At 81.7% G+C, this 252-nt stretch carries 1 pseudogene; it reads right to left on the bottom strand.

Annotated elements, in window-relative coordinates:
- Nucleotides 1–252, bottom strand: a pseudogene (locus AX685_RS22665) (hypothetical protein); the annotation flags it as partial.

The raw sequence follows: 252 nt of genomic DNA, 5'->3' as shown, positions 1-252 counted from the left end.
GTCCGCGCCTGCGGTTCGGTGACGGGCGCGGCGGCGGGCGGCACGACGGGCGATGTCGCGACCGGACCGGATCGCGCACGCACGGGCGCTGCTGCGGCGGCATGGCGCAGCGCGGCCGGCGCGGGCGTCGCGGCGATGGGTGCCGGCGTCACGACCGGTGCGGCGGGCAGCGGCACCAGCGCCGGGTCGGGTGCGGGTGTCCGCGCCTGCGGTTCGGTGACGGGCGCGGCGGCGGGGCGATCGTCGCTCGGG

It is taken from the genome of Sphingomonas sp. CCH9-F2 (genome assembly GCF_001556735.1).
In the GTDB taxonomy this organism is placed as follows: domain Bacteria; phylum Pseudomonadota; class Alphaproteobacteria; order Sphingomonadales; family Sphingomonadaceae; genus Sphingomonas; species Sphingomonas ginsenosidimutans.
This window is presented reverse-complemented; position numbering and strand designations above follow the sequence as displayed.